Source organism: Brevundimonas sp. (assembly GCF_032017145.1).
Classification (GTDB): Bacteria; Pseudomonadota; Alphaproteobacteria; order Caulobacterales; family Caulobacteraceae; genus Brevundimonas.
Map to the genome: position 1 here is coordinate 1 of NZ_DALZQC010000070.1, position 18,429 is coordinate 18,429.

General features: G+C 66.5%; 14 protein-coding genes. 10 read left to right on the forward strand and 4 right to left on the reverse strand.

Translation table 11 applies throughout. From position 1 onward, the window contains the following. Nucleotides 1-580 (reverse strand): hypothetical protein (locus RTU05_RS12025; RefSeq protein ID WP_312598558.1); only part of this gene is annotated, 580 nt, incomplete at its 3' end. A gap of 398 nt (nucleotides 581-978) precedes the next feature. Here RTU05_RS12025 and flgK point away from each other — a divergent pair. From flgK to RTU05_RS12070, 9 genes are all read left to right on the forward strand, one after another. Beyond that, entirely contained in the window at nucleotides 979-3,096 is a 2,118-nt protein-coding gene (gene flgK, locus RTU05_RS12030) for a flagellar hook-associated protein FlgK (RefSeq protein ID WP_312598560.1), read from the forward strand. Further along, on the forward strand, nucleotides 3,093-4,058 hold the full coding sequence (locus RTU05_RS12035) for a flagellin (protein WP_312598562.1): 966 nt from the start codon (nucleotides 3,093-3,095) through the stop codon (nucleotides 4,056-4,058). Before flgK ends, RTU05_RS12035 begins: the two co-directional genes overlap by 4 nt. Nucleotides 4,059-4,125: 67 nt before the next feature. Further along, complete coding sequence (locus tag RTU05_RS12040) at nucleotides 4,126-5,364, forward strand: putative DNA modification/repair radical SAM protein (RefSeq protein WP_312598564.1); 1,239 nt, start codon at nucleotides 4,126-4,128, stop codon at nucleotides 5,362-5,364. Continuing rightward, nucleotides 5,364-6,815 (forward strand): UdgX family uracil-DNA binding protein, encoded by a 1,452-nt coding sequence (locus RTU05_RS12045; protein ID WP_312598566.1) that lies wholly within the window; start codon nucleotides 5,364-5,366, stop codon nucleotides 6,813-6,815. Before RTU05_RS12040 ends, RTU05_RS12045 begins: the two co-directional genes overlap by 1 nt. Before the next feature lie 233 nt (nucleotides 6,816-7,048). After that, nucleotides 7,049-8,164, forward strand: coding sequence for an ABC transporter permease (locus tag RTU05_RS12050; RefSeq protein ID WP_312598568.1), 1,116 nt, complete (start codon nucleotides 7,049-7,051; stop codon nucleotides 8,162-8,164). After that, a complete protein-coding gene (locus tag RTU05_RS12055; RefSeq protein ID WP_312598570.1) occupies nucleotides 8,161-8,955 on the forward strand; it encodes an ABC transporter ATP-binding protein in 795 nt (264 codons plus the stop codon). The genes RTU05_RS12050 and RTU05_RS12055 overlap by 4 nt, the downstream gene beginning before the upstream one ends. A gap of 12 nt (nucleotides 8,956-8,967) precedes the next feature. After that, nucleotides 8,968-9,906, forward strand: coding sequence for an MlaD family protein (locus tag RTU05_RS12060; protein WP_312598572.1), 939 nt, complete (start codon nucleotides 8,968-8,970; stop codon nucleotides 9,904-9,906). Further along, nucleotides 9,903-10,565, forward strand: a complete 663-nt coding sequence (locus RTU05_RS12065; protein WP_312598574.1) for an ABC-type transport auxiliary lipoprotein family protein — start codon at nucleotides 9,903-9,905, stop codon at nucleotides 10,563-10,565. The genes RTU05_RS12060 and RTU05_RS12065 overlap by 4 nt, the downstream gene beginning before the upstream one ends. A gap of 80 nt (nucleotides 10,566-10,645) precedes the next feature. Further along, nucleotides 10,646-11,536, forward strand: coding sequence for a hypothetical protein (locus RTU05_RS12070; RefSeq protein ID WP_312598575.1), 891 nt, complete (start codon nucleotides 10,646-10,648; stop codon nucleotides 11,534-11,536). Nucleotides 11,537-11,584: 48 nt separating this feature from the next. On the opposite strand, the gene uvrA is transcribed toward RTU05_RS12070, so the two are convergent. Together uvrA and RTU05_RS12080 are read right to left on the reverse strand one after the other, a co-directional pair. Beyond that, nucleotides 11,585-14,524 carry an excinuclease ABC subunit UvrA gene (uvrA, locus tag RTU05_RS12075; RefSeq protein ID WP_312598577.1) on the reverse strand — a complete coding sequence of 980 codons (2,940 nt, stop codon included), beginning with the start codon at nucleotides 14,522-14,524 and terminating at the stop codon, nucleotides 11,585-11,587. A gap of 104 nt (nucleotides 14,525-14,628) precedes the next feature. Continuing rightward, nucleotides 14,629-15,159, reverse strand: coding sequence for a group III truncated hemoglobin (locus RTU05_RS12080; protein WP_312598578.1), 531 nt, complete (start codon nucleotides 15,157-15,159; stop codon nucleotides 14,629-14,631). A 169-nt stretch (nucleotides 15,160-15,328) separates the two neighbouring features. Here RTU05_RS12080 and RTU05_RS12085 point away from each other — a divergent pair, with 169 nt between their 5' ends. Beyond that, nucleotides 15,329-16,939, forward strand: coding sequence for an ABC-F family ATP-binding cassette domain-containing protein (locus RTU05_RS12085; protein WP_312598579.1), 1,611 nt, complete (start codon nucleotides 15,329-15,331; stop codon nucleotides 16,937-16,939). A gap of 9 nt (nucleotides 16,940-16,948) precedes the next feature. Here the strand turns inward: RTU05_RS12085 and RTU05_RS12090 are convergent. Next, nucleotides 16,949-18,429 (reverse strand): EAL domain-containing protein (locus RTU05_RS12090; protein ID WP_312598580.1); only part of this gene is annotated, 1,481 nt, incomplete at its 5' end.

Sequence of the window (18,429 nt, forward strand, 5' to 3'; positions counted from 1 at the left end):
CAGGGGCAGGGGCAGGGGCAGGGGCCGCGGCTAAGGTCGGCGTCGAGGCTGCGCTCGCCGTCAGCCCGTTTTCCTGCGGCACAGGGGAAGCACCAGCGGGGTGGGAAGCCGTGTCTGCGGCCTTCTCGACCGATGTCGGCTGCGGCGCCTGATCCGCCATCACGTCGCTTGCGGTCGCCGTGAAAGCCTGCTGCTCCGGCGGAGCCTGCGCTACCGCCGTCTGTTGGACGACAATGCTGAAGGCCGCCGTGGAAGCCGCGTTGTCTTCGGACTTGTCGGTCGCGTCGTCCTGCTGGGCGGCTTCGGCTTGGTCTTCGGCGCTCGTGGTGGACTTGAGGACGCCGAATTCGTCGCGTTTGCCCGGCGTCTCTATCGAGGCGGGGTCGTCGGCGCTTGGCGTCGTTTCTGCGACCAGACGCCGGACCGTCGCCTGCGCCGGGCGGGCGGGCCTGTCCTCGGCTGTCTGTGCGGCGATCTTGTTCGAGAACAGGTCGGCGTCCGAAGACGCACCCGACGCAGCCGCCGACGTTCCGGTCGAAACCGGCGCGGCAGGGGCGAACAGGGTGGGGACGATCGACATGGTCGAGGGGCGGCTTTCGAGGGCGGATGCGACGGCGCCTGCTGCGCCCAAGGTTCTGTCCCTCCGAACGCAAGGCGCGGGCCAGACAAATGATCCAAATAAAACAAGGGTGTGGCGCGGCGGCTGATCGCCGTGCAGACGGCCGACGGTCGATTATTGCCGCGCTATCGCCACTTTTTGCCCGGCTGTCGCGAACGAAGCGCAAAAGGTGGCCGTCCGACGTGTGGTCTCATCGGCAAACTGGCCCGACGTTTGCGCGTCTGGTCGATCATGACGGATGGCCAATCCACGAACCTTTTGAAAAACAACGCTCTGATCGGGCGTCGCCGGGGTGTGGCTGGGCAAGAACTGCGCGTGGCCGTGCAGGGCTTGCCGGGTAGGGCGGGGGAGATGCGTCCATGTCGCTGAACTCGATCATGAACATCGCGACCTCGGGCATGAAGACCGCCCAGTCGCAGTTGCGCGTCACCGCCGACAACATCGCCAATGTCGACACCCCCGGCTATGTCCGCAAGGTCGCCGATCAGTCCTCCGCCGTCACCAATGGATACGGCTCGGGCGTGGACATCGCCCGCGTCCGTCTGGCCACCGATCGGTTTCTGAAGGCGGCGGGGCTCAGCGCGGGCGCCGACGCGGCCCGTCAGGGCGTGCGCGCCGAACTATACGGCCAGATCCAGACGCCGTTCGGCGATCCCAGCAGCGACGCCAACTTCTTCGCCCAGGTCGACAAGCTGTTCGCCAGCTATGCCGCGCTGGCCGAAACGCCGACATCGTCGGCCGCACGCCAGGACACGATCTACAAGACCCAGTCGTTGTTCAATCAGGCGACGGGCATCGCCGCCCAGATCCAGTCCGCACGTCAGGAGGCGGACAGCCGGCTGCAAGGCGCGGTCGAGACGATCAATCCGCTGCTGGAACAGATCGACAAGTTGAACAAGACCATCGCCGGCGGGTCGGTCGCCAATCAGGACGTGACGGGCGCGCAGAACGCCCAGCTGGGTCTGATCAACGAACTGTCCAAATATCTGGACGTGAAGGTCGAGCCCCGGTCGAACGGCGGCGTGACCCTGCGCACCAATGCCGGCACGACCTTGGTGGGCGAAGGCCACGCGACCGTGTCCTATCAGGTCGCCGGGACGGTCGATGCGACCACGGCCTTTTCCGACATCATGATCACCGAACCCAGCGGCACCCGCTGGCCGTTGCTGGACGGCGTGTCGTCGGGTCAGATTCGCGGGCTGATCGAGATGCGCGACGTGGATGCGCCGGCCGCCGCCGCGCGTCTGGGCGAACTGACGGCCAAGCTGGCCGACGAACTGAACCGCGCCCACAACACCAACAGCAGCCTGCCCGCGCCGACCACACTGAGCGGCCGCAATACGGGCCAGTCGTTGCAGAACGCGCTGACCGGCTTTGCGGGCGCGACCACCATCACGGCCGTCAACGCCGCCGGCGTGGTTCAGGCCTCGGCCCAGATCGTCTTTTCGGGCGCGACGATGACGATCAACGGCGCCGCCGCCGATCCCTCCACCTTCCTCGGCGTGTTGAACGCCCAGATGGGCGGGACGGTCACGGCCAGCTTCGCCGACGGTCGGTTGCAACTGGACGGCGCGGGCGGGAACGGCGTGGCCATCGCCGACGATGCGACCTCGCCCAGCAGCAAGGGCGGGCGCGGCTTCTCGCATTGGTTCGGGCTGAACGATTTAGTCTCGACCACCACCCCGACTTTCTACGAGACGGGCCTCACCCTGTCGTCACAGCACGGTTTCGATGCGGGCGAGAGCCTGACCTTCCGCTTCGCCGGCGAATCCGGCGCGCGACAGCGCGACGTCACCGTGTCCGTCCCGGCCGGGACCGGCACGATGGGCGAACTGCTGGGCGCATTGAACGATCCCATCACCGGCGTCGGCCGCTTCGGCGCCTTCAGCCTGGATGCGGCGGGCAAGCTGGCGTTCAAGGCGTATGATCCCGCCGCCACGACGATGAGCATCGTCACGGACGGCACGACGCAGGATCCCTCCGGCGTGTCCATCTCCCAGCTGTTCGGCCTGGGCGCCACGGGCGCAACGCGGGCCGGCGCCTACAGCGTTCGCAGCGACATCCAGCAGGATCCCGGCAAGCTGGCGCTGGCGCAGCTGAACCTGTCGGCCGCCACGGGCACGCCGGCGCTGAGCAAGAGCGACGGTCGCGGCGGTCTGGCCCTGGGCGACGTCGGAAAGCGCAGCGTCGCCTTCGGGGCGGCGGGCGGCAGCCTGGGCGGAACCAAGACCCTGTCGGCCTATGCGGCGGATTTCGCCGGCGACATCGGCGGCAAGGCCTCGGCCGCCAAGACCCGCAGCGAGACGGCCGCCGCCCTGTCCAAGGAGGCGGACAGCCGCCGCGCCTCGGCTCAGGGCGTCAATATGGACGAGGAACTGGTCAATATGACCACCTTCCAACAAGCCTATAACGCCTCGGCCCGCCTGATCCAGGCGAGCAAGGACATGTACGACGTCCTGATCGGAATCCTGCGATGACCCGCGTCTCCACCAACGGCAACTTCCAGTCGGCCCTGCTCAGCCTGATGACCGCGCAAAGCCGCGCCCAGCAGGCGCAGGAGCGGATCGACAGCGAAAAGATCGCCATCGACATGGCCGGCTATGGCCGGGGCGCCGAACAACTGACCAGCCTGACCTCGACCCAGGCGCGACTGGACGGCTTCATAAGCACCGGCGAGACGGTCGCCGCACGATTGAGCGCGCAGGATCTGGCTATGAGCAGCGTCTACGAGGGCGGAACCGGCGCGCGCGAAGCCATCGCCAACAGCCTGGCGGCGGGCAGCATAACCAATCTGATGACCGAACTGGGTCTGCATTATCAGACCGTTCAGAGCGGACTGAACGCCCAATATCACGGATCGTATCTGTTTGCGGGCGGCCAGGGCGATGTCGCGCCGGCGACCGCCGCCACCATGGCCGATCTGGCGACGGCGACCTCGACCGCCTCGACCTTCGCCAACGACACCTTGAAGCAGAAGTCGCGCATCGACGAAAAGACGACGTTGGAGACCGGCTTTCTGGCCAGCGAGATCGGCGGCCCGCTGACCGAGGTGTTCCGCAACATCCAGGCATTCCAGAACGGCAATGCGGTGACGGTGAGCGGCGTGACCTATACGCCGGCAGGCGCCGGAACCCTGACCGGCCAACCCAACGCCGATGTCACCGCCTTCCTGAAGGCGCAACTGGCCGAACTGGACAAGGCTAATACCGGCCTGACCAACCAGACCGCCAAGAACGGCCTGATGCAGAACCATGTCGAGGCGGCGCTGGATTCGCAGCAGGGCCAGCAGACGGCCCTGCAAAAGCTGATGCAGGACAAGACGGGATACGATCCCGCCCGGGCCATAACCGACCTGCAGCAGGCGCAGGTCGCGATCCAGGCGTCGGCCCAGGTCATCAATACGCTGCGGAACACCTCGCTGCTCGATCTGCTGCGCTGATCCCTCTGAAATCAAAAAAGAAACGGCTACGCTGGACTTGATAGGCCGTTGGAACATACCATGAACCATGGCGCGTCTCGATCTTCGTCGGAAACTGTCGGTGCTGGCCGATGCGGCGAAATATGACGCCTCGTGTTCGTCGTCCGGCACGTCGAAGCGGAACTCCGTCGGAGGCAAGGGGATCGGCTCGACCGAAGGCATGGGCATCTGCCACGCCTATACGCCGGATGGACGCTGCATCAGCCTGCTGAAGATACTGCTGACCAACTTCTGCATCTACGACTGCGCCTATTGCATCAATCGTGCGTCGTCGAACGTTGAGCGGGCGCGGTTCGATGTGGACGAAGTGGTCGACCTGACGCTGAACTTCTACAAGCGCAACTATATCGAAGGTCTTTTCCTGTCGTCGGGCGTTATCCGCAACAGCGACTATACGATGGAACAGTTGGTCCTGGTCGCCAAGACCCTACGTGAAGTCCACGACTTTCGGGGCTACATTCATCTGAAGCTGATCCCCGAGGCCGATCCGCGTCTGGTCGAGATGGCGGGCCTGTACGCCGACCGGCTGTCAGCCAATATCGAACTGCCGCGTGACGAGGCGCTGGCCCGCCTGGCTCCGCAGAAGGATGTCGGGGTCATCAAGAAGGCGATGGGGCAGGTGCGTCTGGGCGTCGAGGCGGCCAAGCCCGGCAAGCGGGACAAGATCAAGCCGCCCAAATTCGCGCCGGGCGGCCAGAGCACCCAGTTGATCATCGGCGCGGATGGGGCGCCGGATACGGAAATCCTGGATCGCAGCGCCTCGCTTTACGGCGGATATGGCCTGCGCCGGGTCTATTATTCCGCCTTCAGCCCCATCCCGGATTCCAGCGCGATCCTGCCTTTGTCGAAGCCGCCGCTGATGCGCGAGCATCGGCTGTATCAGGCCGACTGGTTGATGCGGTTCTACGGCTTTTCGGCCCCGGAGATCGGGGAGGGGGCGGCGGGCGGAATGCTGGATTTGGCCGTCGATCCCAAACTAGCCTGGGCGCTGAACAAGCGAGAGCAGTTCCCCGTCGATGTGAACCGCGCGCCGCGCGAAATGCTGCTGCGCGTGCCGGGGCTGGGTGTGAAGGCGGTGGACCGGATCGTGTCGGTCCGACGATATCGCACGCTGCGGTTGGAGGATGTCGGGCGGCTGACGCGCTCGGTCGCCAAGGTGCGGCCCTTCATCACGGCGCTGGATTGGACCCCCGGCGCATTGACCGACGCCGCCGATCTGAAGACGCAGGTGGGCGGCCGGGCGCCGGAACAGTTGAGCCTGTTCTGATGCCGGTCGCAACGCTGGATGGCGAGACGGATTTCGACGGCTGGCGCAAGGCGGCGCGGGCGTTCCGACTGGCGGGCGTGGAGCCGGCTGCGGCGCGTTTCCAGGTCGCGGGCGGGGCCGGGCAGGGCGGGTTGTTCGATAGCGCCGCTGACACCGACGACATGGGCGCGCTGGTTGAGGCCGAGTTCACCGTGCCAAAGGCCTTTGTCGAACTGGCGGAGAACGTCATCCTGCACCGCTCCGAGGATCGGTTCGATCTGATGTATCGGCTGTTATGGCGGCTAAGGGATGAACCCGATCTGATCCGGGTGATCTCCGACCGCGACGTGGCCGATGCGCTGGAGCGGGCCAAGAACGTCAGCCGCGCCTCACACAAGATGAAGGCCTTCGTGCGCTTTCGGCAGGTCCATGACGATCAGGGCGAAGCCTGGATGGCCTGGTTCGAGCCGCCGCACCGCGTGCTGGAGAAAACCGCCCCCTTCTTCCAGCGGCGGTTCACGACCATGCGCTGGTCCATCCTGACGCCGGACGGTTCGGCCTTTTGGGATGGCGAGAACCTGCGGTTCGGCCCGCCCGCGACGCGCGACATGGCCCCGGCCGAGGACGAGATCGAGGATTTCTGGAAGACCTACTATGCCTCGACCTTCAATCCGGCCCGACTGAAGGTGAAGACCATGCAGGGCGAGATGGCCAAGGGCTATTGGAAGAACCTGCCGGAGGCCGCGCTGATCCCGGAACTGGTCGCCGCCTCGTCTGTTCGAACCGAGGCCATGGTCGCCGCGCCCGCCCCATCTCCGAACCCCCGCTTCGTCCGCGCTCTCGCGCCCGATCTGCACGCTGGACGTCCCGACGTCGAGGCGGTTCCCGACACTTTGGCCGAAGTGGCCGAGGGCGTTCACGCCTGCCGCCGTTGTCCCTTGTATCGCGATGCGACCCAGGGCGTGTGCGGCGAGGGGCCAAAGACGGCGCGGCTGATGATCGTCGGCGAACAGCCGGGCGATCAGGAGGATCTGGCGGGCCGCCCCTTCGTCGGACCGGCGGGCGAGGTGCTGGACGTCGCCCTGGAGGAGGCTGGGATCGACCGATCCGACGTCTATGTCACCAACGCGGTCAAACACTTCAAGCACGAGCCGCGCGGCAAGCGCCGTCTGCACAAGACGCCCAACGCCGGAGAGGTCCAGGCCTGCCGCTGGTGGCTGGACGCCGAGCGTAGGCTGATCAAGCCGAAGATCGTTCTGGCGCTGGGGGCCACGGCGGGGCTGGCCGTACTGGGTCGAAAGCCTGCGATCATGAGCGAACGGGGCGCCCCTTTGGCGCTGCCGGACGGCGCGACCGCCATGCTGACCGTCCACCCCTCCTATCTGCTCCGCCTGCCTGATGCGGCGGCGAAGGCCGCAGCGCGTCGGCTGTTCATGGATGATCTGATCGCCGTTCGCGCGCGTATGGACTGAAACAGAGAACGAATCCCGTTCGGCCGCGTTTGGCATCCACGCCAGCGTGACTGTTTGGCGAAACGATCCTTGGGGGAGGCGGCCGCGACACGGTTCAGCGACAATCATTTGCGTGAATGTCATCGCGCGTTGACATCGGATGTCGCCTTGACCATTAGCGCGGCAGGGATTTCGGCTGCCTTGACGGGCCGCCAGGGGATGATCGCGATGTCCGACCTGTCGTTCGAGGTCCAATGAACCAGGCGCAATACGAGATCGTGGAGACGGACGGCGCGGCGAGGCTGCGCCTGACCGGCGACTGGACCACGACCGCGCTCGGCCGCTTGCCGACCCAGCTGAGCCGCGACCTGGAAGGGCGCGAGATCGCCAGCATCGACACGTCCGATCTGGGCCGGTTCGACACCGCCGGCGCCCTGGCCCTGGTCCAGGCGTCCAGCGGGCGGCTGTCCAAGAGCCAGTGGAAGGAGCGGCCGGAGGCCGGCCGCATCTATCACATGATCGAGGTGCTGGAGCGCAAGAGCTCCCCGGCCCCGAAACGGCCCAGCGCCTTTGTACGGACCTTCGCCAAGATCGGTCGCGGGGTCTATGACTTCGGCGGCGAGGCCATGCTTTCGCTGACCTTCCTGGGCCGGCTGATGGCGGCCGTGGTGGAGGCTGTGCGCCGTCCCGGCGGCATCCGCTGGCCCGCCTGGGTCAGCCAGGCCGAGCGGGCGGGGCTGGACGCCATCCCGATCGTGATGATCACCAACTTCTTCATCGGGGCGGTGGTGGCCTTCATCGGCGTCGATCTGCTGACCGACTTCGGCGCCCAGGTCTTTGCGGTGCAACTGATCGGCGTGGCCATGTTCCGCGAGTTCGCCGTGGTGATCGCCTCGGTGTTGCTGGCCGGCCGCTCCTCGTCCGCCTTCGCCGCCGAGATCGGCTCCATGCGGATGAATCAGGAGGTCGACGCCATGCAGGTCATGGGCGTCAATCCGTTCCAGGCCCTGGTGGTGCCGCGCGTAGCGGCCCTGGTGCTGATGCTGCCTCTGCTGACCTTCATGGGCATGATCGGCGGGCTTGTCGGCGGGCTGGTGGTGTGTTGGAGTTCCCTGAACCTGGGCCCCTCCTTCTTCTTCCAGCGCCTGGTCGAGGACGGCAGCATGGCCCAGCACATGATGGTGGGGCTGGTGAAGGCGCCCGTCTTCGCCCTGGTCATCGCCGCCATCGGCTGTCGCCAGGGCATGTCGGTCGCCGGCGATGTCGAAAGCCTGGGACGCCGCGTGACGGCGGCCGTGGTTCAGGCCATCTTCGCCATCATCCTGCTGGACGCCGTGTTCGCTCTGATCTTCCTTGAGCTGAACATATGACCGACAGCACGTCTGCAAAATCCGAACCCGAGCACCTGATCGAGGTGCGCGGCCTGCTGAGCCAGTTCGGCGAGCGCACCATCCACGAGAACCTGGACCTCGACCTGCAACGGGGCGAGGTCATGGGCGTGGTCGGTGGATCGGGAGCCGGCAAGACGGTCTTGCTGAACACCATCATCGGCCTGAAGGAACCCGAGGGCGGATCGGTCAAGGTGCTGGGCTATGACCGCGCTGACCTTACCGACGCACAGGCCGCCGACATCGAGCGCCGGACCGGCGTGCTGTTCCAGCAGGGCGCCCTGTTTTCGTCGTTGACGGTGTTGGAGAACGTGGCCTCGCCCCTGGTCGAACACACCAAACTGCCCAAGTCGGTGATCTACGAACTGGCCGAGTTGAAGATCGCCATGGTCGGTCTGAAGCCCGAGCACCACTATCTGAAGCCCGCCGAACTTTCGGGCGGCATGAAGAAGCGCGCCGGCCTGGCCCGCGCTTTGGCGCTGGACCCGGAGCTGGTCTTCCTGGACGAGCCGACGGCCGGGCTGGATCCCATCGGTGCGGCGGCCTTCGACGATCTGATCCGTCAGCTGGCCGACGACCTGGGCCTGTCGGTCTTCATGATCACCCACGATCTCGATACCCTCTACGCCATCTGCGACAAGGTCGCGGTCCTGGCCGACAAGCGGGTGGTCGAAAAGGCCACGGTGCAGGAGTTGGAACACTCCGACCATCCGTGGATCAAGGAATACTTCCTGGGGCCGCGCGGTCGCGCAGCCACCAAGACGGCGGCCTGAGGAGAGCCGAGCATGGAACGAGACGCACATTACGCCGCCGTTGGGATCGCCACCGTCTGCCTTCTTGCGGCGCTGGCGGTGTTCACCATCTGGCTGGCCCGGCTGCAGTTCAACCGCGACTACGACCTCTATGACATCGTCTTCTATGGGCCGGTGAACGGGCTGTCGGAGGGCGGAGAGGTCCATTTCAACGGCATTCGCGTCGGCGAGGTGACCGATCTGAACATCGACACCAAGCGGGGCGATCAGGTCATCGCCCGCGTCCGCGTAGACGGCACGACGCCGGTCCGCGTCACCTCGCGCGCCCAGCTGGAGCCGCAGGGGATCACCGGCCTAAATTATATCCAGATCACCGCCGGCTCGCCCAACAGCGCGCTGCTGAGGGACCAGTATCCCGACAATGTCGTGCCCGTTCTGCAAAGCCAGCCGTCGCCCATCGCCGAACTGCTCAGCGGATCGGGCACGGTGCTGGCGCAGACGGTGGACGCGCTGAACCGGATCAACCGCGTCATGTCCGACGACAACATCCGCAGCTTCTCGACCAGCGTGAAGAACGTCGAGGCCCTGACGACCGAGCTTGAAGCCCGCAAGGCCATCTTCCAGCAGTTGGAAGAGGCCGTGACCAACGCCAACGCCGCCGTGAAGGAATATCAGGCGCTGGCTGTCGATACGCGTCAGATCATCAACACCGACGGTCGTCAGGCCATCGCCAACATCAATCAGGCGACGGCGGAGGCCCGCACGGCCATCGCCTCGGCCAACCGCTCGATCAGCGGTCTGGAGCGGCCCTTGGGCGACTTCGCGACGTCCAGCCTGCCGCAGCTGACCGGCACGATCGAGGAGTTGCAGGACGCGACCCGGTCGCTGCAATCCCTGATCGATCAGGTTCGCGCCAGCCCGCGTGACTTCATCGGGCGTCCCCAATCCAAAGAGCTGGAGGTTCAGCCGTGATCAACCGTCCCGTCGTTCGTTCCGGCCAGCGCCTCGCGGCGGGCGTCGCCGTCCTGGCGGCGCTGGGCGGCTGTTCGCTGCTGTCCACGCCGGACCCGGTGCAAAACTACCGCTTCGGCCTGCCGATGGAGGCGCCGTCAACCATAGGCGACGCCCCCGCGCCGCTGACCGTCTCCATTCGTCGGATCGAGTTCCCGGAGGCGGCCGGCGACGACCGCATCCTGGGCGTCACGGGGTTGGAGACCGCCTATATCGGCGGCGCGCGCTGGGTCTCGCCCGCCTCGACCCTGTTCGACGACAGCCTCAAGGCCGCCTTCGCCAACCGCGCCGACCGCATCCGCGTGCTGGGTCGGCGCGAGCCCGGCACGCCGCCTTTGGTGCTTCAGGTCAGGGTGACGACATTCGAGGCGCGCTACGCCGCGGCGGGCGCCGCGCCGGATGTCGTGGTCACCGCCCGCGCCCAGCTGCGCTCGACGCCCGAGCGTCAGGCTGGCGGCACAGCCATCCGGCCCGAGCAGGGGCGTTCGGTCGAGCGGGTCTTCACCGTCACCCAGCCGGCCGGCGAGAACCGCGTCTCGGCCATCGTCGCCGCCTTCGACACCGCCACGCGCGACATCAACACTCAGATCGCGGACTGGACCATTCAGTCGGGTAGCTGATGCCGACCAGCTTCCGCAGACCAGGGGACGCCGGTTGCCGTATGCGCTAGGGTGAAGACGAATCTGCACCCGGAGTTGTCATGAGTTTTTCCGCCACCGACGCGGCCTTCGAAGGCTTCCGGGTCGTTCGCCGTCATCCGGTCGTCGCCCTGGCCTGGGGCCTGACCTATCTGCTGTTGTACGTCGTCATGTTCGGCTTCGGCGCGGACAAATGGGCGGCTCTGATGGCCGCCGGCGAGGCGTTGGAACAGTCGGCCAATCCGTCCATGGCCGACCTTCAGGCCCTGGGCCCGATCTACGCCAGCGCCTTCATGCTGGCGGCGCCCCTGGGCATCGTCATCGGGACGGTGCTGAGCGCCGCCGTGGCCCGGTCGGTTTTGCGGCCGGAGGAATCGCGCTGGGGCTATCTGCGGCTCGGCATGGACGAAGTGCGGGTCCTGGTCGTCACCCTGGCCATCACCGTGATCGTCGGGCTGGCGTCCGGCCTGGCCATGAGTCTGGTCGGCGCCGCGATCGGCTTCGGCGCCGCCTCGGGCCAGCCGCTGCTGATCCTGGTCGGTGTACTTCTGATCTTCGCCGCCTTCGCCCTGGTCGTCTGGCTGGCGGTCAAGTTCAGCTTAGCCGTGCCGATGACGGTGGATCGCCGCAAGATCGTGATTCTGGAATCCTTCTCGGCCACCAAGGGGCATTTCTGGGCGCTGCTGGGCATGGCGGTGATCGCCGTCATCATGTCCCTGATCGTCAGCATCCTCGGCATGATCATCGGGGCGGCGGCCGATCTGGTGACGGGCGGTATGCAGAGCCTGTCGCGTTATGCGGACATGGGGTTGGTTCAGGTTCTGGCCAACGCCTGGCCCGCGCTGCTGCTGTCCTCGATCGTCAACGCCTTCCTGTCGGCCCTGCAACTGGCTGTCCTCTACGCGCCGTTCTCGGCCGCCTGGCAGGGGATCCGGGCGTTGAAGGGCCGCTGACTGTCGACCTGTCCTCCTCGCAGGAGCGAGGAGGACCGTCTGATCGGATCAGGCTGACGCCTTGGCCTTCTTGCGCGGCGGTTTGGCGTCGCCGCCCAGCGCCGCGACGCGGGCCTTGCGGCGGTTCTCGTGCCGGTCCAGCACCTCCTTGAGGTATTTGCCAGTCCAGCTGGCGGTATTGTCGGCGACCTGTTCGGGCGTGCCGACCGCGACGATCTCGCCGCCGCCGTCGCCGCCTTCGGGACCGAAGTCGAGCAGATAGTCCGCAACCTTGATGACATCGAGATTGTGCTCGATCACCACGATGGTGTTGCCCGCCTCGACCAGTTCCTGAAGCACCTCGAGCAGTTTGCGGGTGTCCTCGAAATGCAGGCCGGTGGTCGGCTCGTCGAGGATATACAGGGTGCGGCCCGTGGCGCGTTTCGACAGTTCCTTGGACAGTTTGACCCGTTGGGCCTCGCCGCCCGACAGGGTGGTGGCGGGCTGGCCCACCTTGACGTAGCCCAGGCCCACCCGCTCCAGCGTCAGCATCTTGTCGCGGATCGGCGGCACGGCCTTGAAGAAGCTGGCGGCCTCTTCGACCGTCATGTCCAGCACGTCCGAGATGGACTTGCCCTTGAACACGATCTCCAGCGTCTCGCGGTTGTAGCGTTTGCCCTTGCAGACGTCGCAGGTGACATGGACGTCGGGCAGGAAGTGCATCTCGATCTTGATGACGCCGTCGCCCTGACACGCCTCGCAGCGCCCGCCCTTGACGTTGAAGCTGAACCGGCCCGGCCCGTAGCCGCGCGCCTTGGATTCCGGCAGGCCCGCATACCAGTCGCGGATCGGCCCGAAGGCGCCGGTGTAGGTGGCGGGGTTGGAGCGCGGGGTGCGGCCGATGGGCGACTGGTCGATGTCGATGACCTTGTCGAAATGCTCCAGCCCCTCGATCCGGTCGAAGGGGGCGGGGGCTTCGGACGCATTGTTCAGGCGGCGCGCGGCGGCCTTGTACAGGGTCTCGATGGTGAAGGTCGACTTGCCCCCGCCCGAGACGCCGGTGATGCAGGTGAAGACGCCGACCGGGATTTCACCGGTGACATTCTTCAGGTTATTGCCGGTCGCGCCGCTGATCTTCAGCATCCGCTTGCGGTCGATGGGGCGGCGGCCGTCCGCGGGGATTTCGATTTCCCGCTCGCCGGTCAGATATTTGCCGGTCAGGGAGTTGGGGTTGGCCATGACCTCGGCCGGCGTGCCCTCGGCGCAGACCGTGCCGCCGTGGACGCCGGCGGCCGGCCCCATGTCGATGACATAGTCGGCGGTCAAAATGGCCTCTTCGTCGTGTTCGACCACCAGCACGGAGTTGCCCAGGTCACGTAGGCCTTTCAGGCTTTCCAGCAGGCGGGTGTTGTCGCGCTGGTGCAGGCCGATGGAGGGTTCGTCCAGCACGTACAGAACGCCGGTCAGGCCAGAACCGATCTGCGACGCCAGACGGATGCGCTGGCTCTCGCCGCCCGACAGGGTGCCGGATGCGCGCGACATATTCAGATAGTCGAGGCCGACATTGTTCAGGAACCGCAGCCGGTCGCAGATTTCCTTCAGAATCCGCCGGGCGATCTCGACCTGTTTGTCCGTCAGGCTTTCCTCGATGGTCGAGAACCACAGATAGGCCTTGGAGATCGACAGCGTGGAGATGTCGGCGATATCCTCGCCCCCGACCTTGACCGCAAGGGCCTCGGGCTTCAGGCGCTTGCCGTGGCAGGCGTCGCATGGGGTTTCGGACTGATAGCGGCCCAGTTCCTCGCGCACCCAGGCGCTGTCGGTTTCGCGCCAGCGGCGTTCCAGGTTCGGCAGGACGCCCTCGAACGGCTTGGACACCTCATATTTGCGGGCGTTGTCGTCGTAGACGAACTTGATCTTCTCGGAGCCGGTTCCGTACAGGATCGCCTTGTGCGCCTGGGCCGGCAGTTCGCGCCAAGGCTTGTCCATCGAGAAGCCGTAGTGGCGGCTCAGCGACTGCAGCGTCTGGGTATAAAGGGGCGAAGGCCCGCGCGACCACGGCGCGACCGCCCCGGCGTGCAGGGTTTTGTCGCGGTCCGGGATGACCAGATCGGCGTCGAAGGCCAGTTTGACGCCCAGACCGTCGCACACCGGACAGGCGCCGAACGGGTTGTTGAACGAGAACAGGCGGGGCTCGATCTCGGAGATCGTGAAGCCGGACACCGGGCAGGCGAACCGTTCCGAGAACAGGATGGTCCGAGGCGCGGTTTCGCCCTCGTTCGTGGACGCCCACTCGGCGTTGGCGACGCCGTCCGCCAGGCCCAGCGCGGTCTGCAGACTGTCGGCGTAGCGGCCTTCCTGATCCGGCTTTGTGACGATCCGGTCCACCACGATGTCGATGTCGTGCTTGAACTTCTTGTCCAGCGTCGGGGCTTCGTCGATGGGGTAGAACTGGCCGTCGATCTTTAGGCGCTGAAAGCCCTGGCGCTGCCACTCGGCGATCTCTTTCTTGTATTCGCCCTTGCGGCCGCGCACGACGGGGGCCAGCAGCAGGATGCGCTCGCCATCGGGCAGAGCGGTCAGCTTGTCGACCATCTGGCTGATGGTCTGGCTTTCGATCGGCAGGCCGGTGGCGGGCGAATAGGGGACGCCGACACGCGCCCACAGCAGACGCATATAGTCGTGGATCTCGGTCACCGTGCCGACAGTCGAGCGCGGGTTCTTGGAGGTGGTCTTCTGTTCGATGGAGATGGCCGGTGACAGACCCTCGATCAGGTCCACGTCCGGCTTGCCCATCAGTTCCAGGAACTGGCGCGCATAGGCCGACAGGCTCTCGACATAGCGACGCTGGCCTTCTGCGTAGATGGTGTCGAACGCCAGAGAGGATTTGCCCGAGCCCGACAGGCCGGTCATCACCACCAGCTGTTCGCGCGGAATATCTAGGTCCACGCCTTTGAGATTGTGCTCACGGGCGCCGCGAACGCGGATGAAGTTGTGCTTTTCGGTCATGGAATCCGGGAACGCGGGGAGGGCCGGACGGCTCCGGCGCGACGACGCTATATGGGGATCAATTCGCGGATTTCAGCAAGAACAATATGGCAACATCGCGGAGCCTATTCCGGCGTCCAGGCTTCGGCCTTGCGGATGAACCGCTGGCCCTTGGCCAGAATCACGCCGCTGGCGGTGGCGACGCCCAGTTCCAGGCTTTCGGCGATGCGGCGGGCGCGTTCGGTGAAATGGGCGGCGGCGACGGGCGGGCAAAGCGTATGCGCCGTCTCCACGAACAGCTCCAGCCAGCGGTCGAAGTGGCGAGCGTCGATCGGCAGCGGCAGGTGTTTGGGCATGGGCCGGCCCTGATAGACGCCGGTCGATAGGGCCACGGACGACCAGAACAGCTTCATCTGCGCCAAGTGCGGTCCCCAATCCGTGATGCGGGCGGCGAAGATGGGGCCGACCAGGCGGTCGTCGCGGACGCGGGCGTAGAACCCCTCGACCAGGTCGTCGATCATGGCCTCGTCTATGCCGGTCTCGTCCCGCAGACGCTGGACGGCAGCCGCGCGGCGGGCTTCGGCGCCGGCGGGATCGTCGATGCGGAACGGTCTGGGCATCAGAATCAGATAGGGCGTCGGATCGGGCTTGGCCACTGGACGTTCCGCCCCGGCTCACGCGGCCGTGTTCGTCGTCGGGCTTGCGTATCGTCCGATCTGGACCCATCCTCCGTGTTCTGAAGCGTTTTTGCAGAAGGCCTGAAGACCATGATCATCGCACTGGCAACCGGTTCCGCCCTGTCCGCCATGCTGCTCGTGATCCTTCATGCCAAATCGCCAAAGCCCAAGCGGGTCCCCGTCCGCGTTCGCGACGTTCGACAAGGTCGCCGCACGGACGTCTGAGGGCGCCTTACTTTTCGACAATCTGAGCCTGACGTTCGGGCCTGAGCGCACCGGCGTCGTCGGTCGCAACGGCGCGGGCAAGAGCACGCTGCTGCGTCTGATCACGGGCGAGATTGCGCCGGGCGAGGGCGCGGTGGCGCGTTCCGGCACGGTCGGCGCGCTTCATCAGCGTTACGATCCTGCGCCGGGCGAAACGGTTGTCCAGACACTGGGCGTCGAGCATCCCATGACTGTCGTGGCGCGCATCCTGGCCGGTGAGGGGAGCGAGCGCGATCTGGCGAATGCCGACTGGACGCTGGAAACACGCGCAGGCGAGGCGCTCGACGCCGTTGGGTTGGCGGGCCTGCCGCTGGATCGTTTGACGGCGGATCTCAGCGGGGGCGAGCGGACGAGGTTGCGATTGGCGGGCCTGATGTTGGCTCGGCCTGATTTGATCCTGCTGGATGAGCCGACCAACCATCTGGATGCGGAGGCGCGCGCGCTCGTCGCCGATGTGATCGGACGCTGGGGCGGCGGGGTCGTGGTGGTCAGTCATGACCGAAACCTGCTGCGTCGGATGGACCGCATTCTGGAGGTGTCGAGCCTGGGCGTCGCCAGCTACGGCGGCGGTTACGACCTCTATGTCCAGCGCAAGACGGCCGAGCGAGAAGCTGCGGCGCGAGGGCTGGAAGAGGCTGAACGCGACATTGCGCGCGTCGGGGCTGAAGCGCAGAGGCGGGCCGAAACCAAGGCGAGGCGCGACGCGGCGGGGCGGCGCAAGGCGGCCAAGGGCGACATGCCCAGAATCCTGCTTGGCGCCCGCGCCGAGCGGGCCGAGAACAGCGGGGGGCGCGACCGGCTGCTGGCGACCCGTCAGGCAGAGGAGGCGCAGGCCGCCTTGATGGCGGCGCGGGAGCGGGTGGAACGGACGCGCACGCTGTCGATTCCGATGCCCACGACCAGGCTGGCCGCAGGGCGGACGGTGCTGGCGCTGGAGCAGGCGGCTTGGGCGACGCCGCAGGGCAGGCGGATCGTCGGGCCGATCGACCTGAGGGTCGTCGGGCCGGAGCGTGTGGCGATCGCCGGGGCCAACGGATCGGGCAAGACGACGCTGCTGCGGCTGATCGTGGGCGATCTTGAACCGACCGAGGGTTCAGTCGAACGGCCTGTTCGCGCAGTCATGCTGGACCAGGAGGCGGCCCTGCTGCGGCCGGACGAAACCCTGATCGCGGCGTGGCGACGCCTGAACCCCGGCGGATCGGACAATGACGCCCATGCCGCCCTGGCGCGCTTTCTGTTTCGGAACACGGCGGCGCACCGGCGTATCGGCGAACTGTCGGGTGGCGAACGGTTGAGGGCGGCCCTGGCCTGCGTCCTGACAGGAGGTGAGCCGCCGCAACTGCTGGTGCTGGACGAGCCGACGAACCATCTCGATCTGGAGTCTATCGCAGCGGTCGAGGAGGCGCTGAACGCCTATGACGGGGCCATGCTGGTGGTCAGCCACGACCCTGACTTTCTGGCCGCGCTGAACATCGGGCGGACGATCAGCCTTTGACCCGGCGCATCAGCCCCAGGCTTCGACCGTACCGCGTCGGCGGACAAGATTCGGGGTGGTCAATTGGGTGCGCGGCTCGGCCTCGGCGCGGCCGAACAGCCAGCCTTGACCATAGTCCACGCCCGCCGATCTCAGCTCTGCGGCCACGGCGTCGGTCTCGATCATCTCGCCTATGGTTTCCAGCTTCATGGACCGGCACATGTCCACGATGGTGTGCAGCAGGGTCTTGGACCGATCTTCGGTCTGGATGTCCTTGACGATGGCGCCGTCGATCTTGACCGCGTCCACCGCCAGCTTGCGCAGATAGTCGAAGGCGGCGGCCCCAGCGCCGAAGTCGTCGATGCAGACCTTGATGCCCGCCTCTCGCAGACCGGCCAAACGACGGTTTGCGGCCTCGATGTCGGCGACAGCCGAGGTTTCGGTGACTTCCACCATCAACCGCCGCCGCTCTTCCGGCGCGCCGGCCGTCATCCGCAGCAGTTGTTCGACATAGGTGTCGTCTCCCAGAGAGGCGCCCGAGACGTTGATCGCCATCTTCAGCAGGCCGGCGCCGGGCTGGCGCATTCGTTTCAGCACCTTCTCGGCGACGGCCAGGTCGAAAGATTCGATGAGGTCCAACTCTTCCGCCATGCGGATGGCGTCGGCCGGGCCGCTGTTGCCCTTGAACCGCGCCAGGGCCTCGAAGTGATGGACGGCCCGGGAGTCCAGATGGACGATGGGCTGATAGTGGACCTGGAATTCGCGCGACTTCACCACGCTGCGGAAGGTTTCGGCGTCGCGGAAGGTGCGTTTCAGCGAATCCGCGAAGGCGATCTGGGGATTGGCCAGGCCATCGCCCTTCAGACAGCCCTCGATGGCGAACCGCATGGCGCGCAGCACGCACAGTGAATCCGAACCGGGCGGCACGGGCGAGTTGAACGCCTCGGCCCCCAGCGACAGACCTTCGGCGCGGCCGGCCTCGACGATCTCCGCAGCGATGTCGCGGCGGTCATTGGCGGGACGCAACAGGGCGAAGCGCACAGCCGTCAACTGGGCGGCCCCCGAACCCTGTACGGCGGCCGATTGCAGGGTGGCCTCGATGCGCCGCTTCAGCCGATCAACCACATCGTCGCCGACGTTCTCCATCCCCTGTATGTCCAAAAAGGACAGGGCCAGGTCGGGGTTGGCTTCCAGCACCCGTGTCGCATCGGCCAGGAACGCATCCGGGTCCATCAGGGGGCGGGTTTCAAGATCAGCGACGGCGAAGGCCGGGCCGTCGTAGGAAATGGCGCAGGACACGGCGGGCGCCATCTGCGGCAGGACGAAGGCGCGGAAGGTCGCGCGTCGCACCCGGTCCGGGCCTGCGGAAACAAGGATGCAGGTTGGCGCGATCCGCACCCCGGCCTTCATTCCTTTCAGAGTCGTCAGGATCGCCGATCCGTCGTGCAGCAGGTCGGCGAGCGGCCGCCCGGTCCAGGTCGCGCCGGCGTCCTCGCCCGCCGCCGCGCCCG